We start from the raw sequence: 8,093 nt of genomic DNA, 5'->3' as shown, positions 1-8,093 counted from the left end.
CATAGTTATGTGAGTGCTGTCAGCTCTTGGCACAGAGCGGACAGGCTGACTGAGTTGAAGGTCCGCTATGAGCGTTAAGCAGTCACTGGAACAGCCAACTAATAATCGCTGATTATCGCCATTGCTTTTCCCTGCATCTACAGCCAGGAAATTCCGCATCACATAATGAACAAACGAAATTACCTTTCCGGAAATACTTCATCTGAAATGACTTAAATGCGACTTTCTTTCACCAGTAAGCCGCAAGACCATTCATTTATTAATCTACTGCCGTACCACTAACATTTTTTTGCTCAATCCATTAAGAGGCTTTGATTTCAGACGTGATGAGATGGTGAAGATTGCAGCCTCGTCCTATATTTCGATGAAGTGATGAATACCTTTGAGGAAATCTTTCATGCTTGCACAACGCACTTTTAAAGCAGCCTTAGCGCTGGTAATAGGTTTCGCCGTTTTTGCTGCACCTGTTTATGCAAATCCCGGCAATGGCAATGGCAATGGCAATGGCAATGGCAGTCACGGTAATAACGGCGCGCACGGAAACAAAGGGCAGGGTTACACACAGTCGAAGAACGAACATGGATATCGTAAGAATGGCAGACAACCCGATCATGTTGAATCTGACATCAACTTTTCCCGTGCACGTGCCCTTGCCATCAAATATGGCCTGGTAGGCTATCAGTCCCTGCCGCCGGGAATCGCTAAAAAAGTTGCGCGTGGTAAACCATTGCCACCGGGTATCGCCAGGAAAAATTTACCAGCATCAATGATAAATGCACTGCCTCATTACCCGGGCTATGAGTGGCGTGCCGTGGGCGATGATTTAGTGCTTATTACGTTAAGCACTGCGGTTGTGACCGCCGTGATTAAGGGTGTGTTCAACTAATCACTGTTCTGCGGCCCGGCTGAAATCAGCCAGAGCCTCAGTTCAGTGATGCATAAGCTAATAACCTGTTCCCTAAAATAAGTTGCATACAAATCAGGTGGTATGTGCTTCCGGCATAAACCGGACGTGAGCGCAGAAAGTTTACGTCCGCTAATCCTGCAAGCCTGTTTTGGTAATGACGGGCTCACTGAGAAGAATGAGGGCACTTATTATCTCGTTTTGCCTTACAGGGTCAGGATCTTCCCTGAACAGCAGACTCAACCTGGCAATGACTTTCGTCCGGCTGACTGATTCAGCATCATAAAAAAGGGCTTCCACCGCTTTACCAATATAAACATGCGGTAGATTGCCACAGTTTCCATCACACATTAACTACCTCACCGCGCACTGAAGGATACAGCCAGATGAGGTTGTGGTTCAGCCCGGCTCTGGCTGCAGGATGGTTATCAGAACGTTTCCCAGTTTGCTTCCGGCGTTCTGACGGCTGGCAGAGGCTTTAACACGGGCGTGGCCACCTTAGCCCCCGGCGTCAACAGTCCGGAAGAAGGCACACGGAAAACGGCAACCGTTTTTTCAAGCTCAAGCGCCTGTTCCTCGAGACTGCTGGCCGCTGCGGATGACTCTTCAACCAGCGCAGCGTTCTGCTGGGTTGTGGTATCCATCTCCGTCATGGCCTGCGCTATCTGGGTAATTCCGCGGTTCTGTTCGTCAGACGCAGCGGCAATTTCGCCCATTATGTCCCTGACCTGCGTCACAGACTTGACGATATCCTCCATCGTTACGCCGGCACGGTTAACCAGTTCAGTCCCGTTACTCACCCGGTCCAGGGACTCACTTATCAGCGCCTCGATTTCTTTCGCAGCAAGCGAACTGCGCTGCGCAAGATTGCGGACTTCACCGGCAACGACCGCGAATCCCCGTCCCTGCTCTCCTGCCCTTGCCGCCTCGACCGCGGCATTGAGCGCCAGGATATTCGTCTGGAAAGCGATGCCGTTAATGACGGAGATGATTTCACCGATTTTACCTGAGCTCTGACTTATTCCGCCCATAGTGCTGATCACGTCACTGATGATTTCCCCGCCGCGGCTGGCATTGTGTGACGCCTCGGTGGCCAGCTGGCTGGCGTGATGAGCATTCTCCGCATTCTGCTTAACGGTGGACGTCAGTTCTTCCATACTGGCAGCGGTTTCAACCACCGCAGCTGACTGCTGCTCTGTGCGTGAGGACAGGTCAGTGTTGCCGGCCGCAATTTCAGATGAGGCGCGGGCAACGTTATTCACGCCGTCCCTTACCCGGGAGATGATGTTACGCAGGCTCTGGTTCATCGCGCCCACGGCAGACATCAGCTCGCCGAGCTCATCGGTACGGGAGGTGGTGATTTCGGAGGTCAGGTCACCTTCAGCAATGCGCTGTGCAGACGAAAGGGTTTCTCTCAGCGGGACGGTGATGCTCCGCGTCATCCGCCAGGCAATCAGAAGGCTGAGAATGATACAGGCAAGGGTTGCAAAGCCAATCTGCCAGAATGCGGTCTGGATAGACTTCGCAGCCAGCTCTGACTGAAAGAACGCAAGGTCCGTTATGGACTGGTTCAGCTTGCCTGCCGCTTCGGTCATTTCAGCTGAGGCCAGGCTTTCAGCCCTCACTGAAAGGAGGTAATTATTTAACTTTGCGGAGCCCGAACTCATTTTCTGCTCAAGGTCCGCCAGTACTGCAGCCAGTGCGCTTTCAGAAATGCCTCTGAGCGGGTTCAGAAGCGGAGAAATTGTGTCACTCACCCCCCTGAATTTATCGAGCGTAGAAGCCTCTGGTTGTCTGATAAATTCCTGGACATAAAATGCCGCCTGCTCTGTTTTGAAACTGACAGAAAGCAGGGAAGCAACAATATCAGCAGGAACGGAAGTCTGGCGGGCGGCCAGTTTTTCAGCCAGTGAGGCCAGACCCAGCGTATGTACTTCACTCAGCGCCAGCGCAGCCCTGTCACTGCTTTCAAGAAAGGCCTGACGCTTTCCCTGATACTGCGTCAGAATCGTGCTCAGGAGAGAAAGCCTCTCCCCCCCTTCGGCCGACCACGCATATTTACTGAGGCTGGTCCGTAAACCAAAAAGCTGATTCATCGCCTCGCCGTTAAGGTCGATAAATTTTTTCTCGCGGGTGTACTGAAAAAGCGTGCGGTTAAGCCTGGCTTTTGCCAGCGTGTCCAGCATCTGAACGGTGACGTCACGCTTGTCCGAGTTTTCCTGAATGCTTAAAAAGCAGCGAAGCGCCAGCGCCGATATGATAACAGAGGCAAGTATGACCAGCGTAAAGCCCAGCCCCAGTTTACCGCCTATTTTTAAGCTCGTAACTTTTTTTATAATATTCATTTAATTCACCCCAGTATTGAATAATGCCCTGAGCCATATATCACCTCAGGGTTCAACTGTTTATCGGCCAAAAAGATGTAATCGTTATGCCTGTTTTGGTCGTCAGTATAAAAATAATGACTTTTATTGACGTAAGTCACTTAACGGCCCCTTTCTCTTTAATGCCTGAGGATAATGGGGTGAATTATTCTTAAGGTAATCGTCTGGCACCTAACCTTTTTAGGCGATGTGGTATTCATAAATTATCCTGAATTATTTTTAACTCAATTTCAGTAAACTTAACTCAACCGGTAGAGACGTGAAGGCCTGTCAGGTCAGCGGCAGACAATTATATAAACATGCAGGTATGGCATTCTGCAGCAGCATACGTCAGTAAAAATTCAGAACTGAGTCGCATCTTTATGCAGCAAGAGATAAATCATTATTCACTTTCGAAAAACTGTCGTTCCGGCGTGAAATTTTTTGCGGGACGGGTAAGGATGCTGCAGTCGGATTACCATCTGCCGCCTCGCTTGTGAAATATTTTTTCAGAACATAATTTTGGAGTGCAGTTGCCTGCTGGCTCCTGCCGCTAAAGAAGCCTGGAGCCGTGAATTTGGTTCGACCCCGCTCTGAGGCGAGGGGCTCTTTTTTCACTGACCGGATTTTCGTTATGAGCATTTTATGAAGTCGCTTACGGAGCACCACTCAACCCCGGGAAAAACGCCTTCGCATCCATTATCCCGCATTTAATAACCGGATGAATTAATAAACCCGGAGGCTTCAGTAAAACATGCCCGCAAGTTTTCTTCATTTAAAAGGCATTAACCTTTCGCTGTGACAGTTTAAAACTCCGGGTTTACTTTAAAGAAATAAATAGCCATGACGATAACCTGTAACAGACAGCCCCTTAACCATAAAGGTGATAATAATAAAAGAGCAACACAGAACCATTGATACGGGGCCACCCTGCCCCTTTTTTAAAGTATTTCATTTCTTCTCTCTCAGAAAACATTTATTTCATACGCTTTAATAACAGCATGTAGCGAAAGGCATGCTGCAGATCAAATCGCTTTTTTCGACGAAAGTTTTTTGAGCATACACAGCCAATTGTTGTCCGACAGTCAACACCTCCGTAATCATCACAGTGAGTGATGATTTTGCAAAATCCAGACTGAGGAAATAACTGTGTCACAACGAGATGAAGGCAGGGCACGCGTCACTATCAGAGAAGCCGCACTGCATTTTGTTCTGGCAGAAAAGGACATAAATATTCATTCCCTTCTGGATGAACCCGGGCTTAAGGCAACAGGCAACTGCCGTGACGAAAGCCTGAGTAAAATCGCAGAAGCCATAGCGTGGCTGGGAGAGTTTATTCCTTCCGGCCTTTCGGCAAGGCCCGAACCTTACCTATACATCCTCACAGGACTGAGTGAGTAAAGGCTCTTTTAAAAAAAGCAAAATCAGGTTCTGATAAGAAGATGACAGGCGAAATCACCTCACCGGGCTCAGGCGGCTCTATCCCCGATCGTGATAAAAAATTAATACAGTTGACCAGCCCCGCCTTTTAAGGGGCTCGGTTTTAGCAACGTCCGCTTCTGGCACAAAGCGGACAAAGTAACTAAGTTGAAGGTCCGCTATGAGCGAGGAGCGGACATCGTGTTTAAGGTAATATCGCCTAACTCAAATGACCGCTAGAAACCTAATGTTCAAGTAGATGTGTAGCAATTCCCCATCTGAGCGCCATGCATTTTCCATCCAAAAAATCGAAAACGGAGTAACTCGCATTGGGGTGAGCGTACCGGGTAAAGTTATCGATAGTCCCTTCTTTAAGTATTGCCAGCACTCCCTGACTGACATGCCCATGCGTCACGATACACACGCACAGATGTTCTTTGGTGCCTTGCAGATTTTGTAAGAAACTTATTACTCGTTGAGTTGCCTGTGCTAATGACTCTCCCTCTGGCGGACAATAATCTGCATCAAATTTGAATAACGCATTTGCATCTTTCAGATGGTGTTGAATGAGCTGTGCCGTTGACATGCCTTCAAACTGACCAAATGCCTGTTCTTTAAGAGCAGTTTCAGCTACCAGTGAGCAACCAAAGTACTCAGACAGGCTCTGTCCCATTTGCCAGGTACGACCAAGTGGAGAAGCGTAAACACGTTCAACCTGGTAATCACTCGCGTCAAATGCTGCCAGTAAGGCTGATGTTTGGCGCTGCCCCCGGTGAGTCAACGTACTATCGCTCTGCCCCTGAATAAGACCTCTCGCATTCCACTCTGTTTCTGCGTGTCGAACAAGAATCACTTTCATCGTTAGTGGACCATGCATGTTGTTGATTTAAACGTCCTGTAACAAACATACCAGCCAGCTGTAGCGGAATGCTTTCTGTTTCGAACGAAAATCATGAAAAAATTTAGCTGAATACAAACCGGGATGGCCTGTCTCACGAGGGATGCATCGAACATAGATAATGTCCGCTTTTGGCACAAAGCGGACGATCTAACTTAGCTGAAGGTCCGCTGAGAGCATGAAGCGGACATAGCTTACATCCCTGAGAACAGGTAAATCATGCTCTACCGAAATCCGGCTTTAAGATTCAGTAAGTGCTCTGTATCAGGCAGATTGATTGATCAGATTTAAAGGTTTACTGATTTATGTGCCATGCTGTCCTTTCGTTTCCCAATTCTGGCACATATGAATAACAATGATGAACGGTCCCGTAAGATATGTACTGCCATCGGTAAAGCCGTGCTGAAACTGCTTGATGGGCAGAGTAATTTTTCACAGACAGAACTTGCTGAACTGCTTGAGGAGTGGTCGAAGAAGGAAAATGATTCATACCTGTCCGGTGTCTACAGCGCGGCAGCTGAATTCATCAGGTCCGGAACATTGCCTTAATAAATAAAAAGCTACCCACGGCTCCGGTTTGCCAGCCCTGCTGGCACTACCGCCCCGCTGTCAGCTGAAAGTTCGGACTTTTCACACACTGTTGCGGTAAGGCATTACGCTACGCTGTCTGTGGCTGAATGATATCCGTCTGCCGCATTTTTGGGCTTTTCATCCTCTCCCGGCCTTTGATTCCGTTACGCACCGCACGGCTTCAGCGTAGATTTTTTTCCGGCCGTCCACGGCGTGAGCTTCGCCCAGCCTGAGTTGCGCCAGAATATTTTCCCTGTCCAGAGGCTTTCCTGTCGCGATTAACCGTGAAACCGCATGGCCAATTACCTCATGAATGCCGTCTTTACTGTCTTCCTGTCCGGAATTCAAAAAACCTCCTCATATTTCAACACTGTCGGGCTTCTTCAGAGGCCTCTCCGGGAACTGTACTGCTTGTGGCCAGAAGTACGGGTATCTGAAACTGAAAATATTGCAAAATGCATGCCCGTTGTCTTAAGAAAAATTTTCAGCGGGTCATGATGAGTAAGGGGGGGGCATTAAAGGTATGTTCAGTGTTAGGCGGAGCTGGCAGCAGTATTGGTTCCTGTATATCGCTGAAGCGTAGTGCAGAGATCTGTAATGCCATGATATCCGGACATCTGACTTTCAGATATATCTGGTAATGGCACAAAGCGGACAGGCTGACTGAGATGAAGGTTCGCTTTGAGCGAAAAGCGGACGCGCGCAGTTAGTCGAGAGTAGCTGAAGAATTTGCGAATGAGGCCGTATATTCATTTGCAGAGAACAGGTCAGGTCACTCGCGATCGTTGCGCCTGTTGCCGTAAAGGCTGTATTCAGGCAACCTGCGCTTTCCCATACCCATTCTGCTCATTCTCACGTGATCCTGCGGACACTCTCTTTCAGGGCATTCGTGCCGCTCTTTTTCACGGTTTCCTACCCCTGAGTGACTGGCCGCATGAAGCTCCGTTCATAACTTATGATGCTTCGATTAACCTGTTCAGTTGCAAAGACAGAAAGGCATTCAGGATCTCTCTTCATTTCTTCACGGTACGCTTCATATGCCGCAAGGCTGGGAAAACTAAAAAGAGCATAGGCCAGATTGTTCGCTCCCTCGTGAGGCAGGTAATAACCGTGATGACTTCCCCCCATACGGTTCACAATAGGAATCCATGCCCGCGCGTAAGACTCAAACTCATCCAGCTTATAGGGATCTATGACGTACTTTAGAAAACAGGTGACCATATCAGTGATGCCTTAAGATAAGAGGGTGATTAGGGATAAGATTACTGACCCCTATAAAACGTGCAAAAACCACGATGTTTTATCACAAGACCACTGTTGCGTCCTTACCTGGTGCCATGACAACGTGAAGTTAAGGAAGCTCTGTGTACATAAAACACTTACCCTCTCATTAAAACAGTGATATGAGCAACGTCCGCTCCTGGCACAAAGCGGACGTTTAAATCTGAGTTAACCCCGGCAGTGATAGCCGTATTCAGAATGCCGCTTCAGCGGCATGAAGGCGCCAGATGAAGTAAAAGATGGCACAGAAGCTGAACGGCGCCGTACGCCCGGCGTAGCCGGTTACAGACGTATAATTCGTGCTATACCCTACCTTTCCCTGAACAGCCCTGCGGGTTTTCAGCAGTGAAGAAGCTTATGTAACCCCTTTTAACCCCGGTGAGCGGTCTTCACGGCGCCTGCGACGTGAAGGGCGTGATTTCCGCGGCCTTGGCGTCGGCAGCCTGCTGCTGACGCTTAGGGGGGTGATCATCAAAAATTTCAGCGACGGATGCGGAACTTAACACGGTAGCTGTTTAGCCATACCCGCTTACCGCAGCACGAAAGCCACTGTACGCCGTCGGAGTGGTCACGACAAGGCGCAGCCGCAGTCGGGGCGTATCTCCGCGTTAGCAGGCCGTAAGGGCCGCTTACGGGCGTGTTCACTGTACCCTGCAGC

General features: G+C 49.0%; 7 protein-coding genes. 3 read left to right on the top strand and 4 right to left on the bottom strand.

The window, feature by feature from the left end:
- Positions 1-397 precede the first annotated feature (397 nt).
- Positions 398-886: an anti-virulence regulator CigR family protein gene (locus RAC65_RS22155; RefSeq protein ID WP_375097314.1), complete on the top strand. Its 489-nt coding sequence runs from the start codon at positions 398-400 to the stop codon at positions 884-886.
- Positions 887-1,332: 446 nt separating this feature from the next.
- On the opposite strand, the gene RAC65_RS22150 is transcribed toward RAC65_RS22155, so the two are convergent.
- Positions 1,333-3,249, bottom strand: coding sequence for a methyl-accepting chemotaxis protein (locus RAC65_RS22150; protein WP_375097313.1), 1,917 nt, complete (start codon positions 3,247-3,249; stop codon positions 1,333-1,335).
- Between the two features lie 1,167 nt (positions 3,250-4,416).
- Between RAC65_RS22150 and RAC65_RS22145 the strand changes: the two genes are divergently transcribed.
- Entirely contained in the window at positions 4,417-4,668 is a 252-nt protein-coding gene (locus RAC65_RS22145; RefSeq protein WP_375097312.1) for a hypothetical protein, read from the top strand.
- 262 nt (positions 4,669-4,930) lie between these two features.
- Here the strand turns inward: RAC65_RS22145 and RAC65_RS22140 are convergent, their stop codons facing one another.
- Positions 4,931-5,545, bottom strand: a complete 615-nt coding sequence (locus tag RAC65_RS22140) for a histidine phosphatase family protein (RefSeq protein ID WP_375097311.1) — start codon at positions 5,543-5,545, stop codon at positions 4,931-4,933.
- A 384-nt stretch (positions 5,546-5,929) separates the two neighbouring features.
- Here RAC65_RS22140 and RAC65_RS22135 point away from each other — a divergent pair, with 384 nt between their 5' ends.
- Positions 5,930-6,133 (top strand): hypothetical protein, encoded by a 204-nt coding sequence (locus RAC65_RS22135; protein ID WP_347449440.1) that lies wholly within the window; start codon positions 5,930-5,932, stop codon positions 6,131-6,133.
- Between the two features lie 159 nt (positions 6,134-6,292).
- Here the strand turns inward: RAC65_RS22135 and RAC65_RS22130 are convergent, their stop codons facing one another.
- Positions 6,293-6,502 (bottom strand): hypothetical protein, encoded by a 210-nt coding sequence (locus RAC65_RS22130; protein WP_375097310.1) that lies wholly within the window; start codon positions 6,500-6,502, stop codon positions 6,293-6,295.
- 564 nt (positions 6,503-7,066) lie between these two features.
- A complete protein-coding gene (locus tag RAC65_RS22125) occupies positions 7,067-7,375 on the bottom strand; it encodes an NIPSNAP family protein (protein WP_033737488.1) in 309 nt (102 codons plus the stop codon).
- Positions 7,376-8,093 lie beyond the last annotated feature (718 nt).

This window comes from Pantoea sp. BS_8 (genome assembly GCF_041954965.1).
Taxonomy (GTDB): domain Bacteria; phylum Pseudomonadota; class Gammaproteobacteria; order Enterobacterales; family Enterobacteriaceae; genus Pantoea; species Pantoea stewartii.
This window is presented reverse-complemented; position numbering and strand designations above follow the sequence as displayed.

Bases quoted from the DNA above. Each gene is read 5' to 3' on its own strand.
- RAC65_RS22135 (WP_347449440.1), top strand. From the start codon at position 5,930: ATGAATAACAATGATGAACGGTCCCGTAAGATATGTACTGCCATCGGT.
- RAC65_RS22150 (WP_375097313.1), bottom strand. From the start codon at position 3,249: ATGAATATTATAAAAAAAGTTACGAGCTTAAAAATAGGCGGTAAACTG.
- RAC65_RS22125 (WP_033737488.1), bottom strand. From the start codon at position 7,375: ATGGTCACCTGTTTTCTAAAGTACGTCATAGATCCCTATAAGCTGGAT.
- RAC65_RS22155 (WP_375097314.1), top strand. From the start codon at position 398: ATGCTTGCACAACGCACTTTTAAAGCAGCCTTAGCGCTGGTAATAGGT.
- RAC65_RS22140 (WP_375097311.1), bottom strand. From the start codon at position 5,545: ATGAAAGTGATTCTTGTTCGACACGCAGAAACAGAGTGGAATGCGAGA.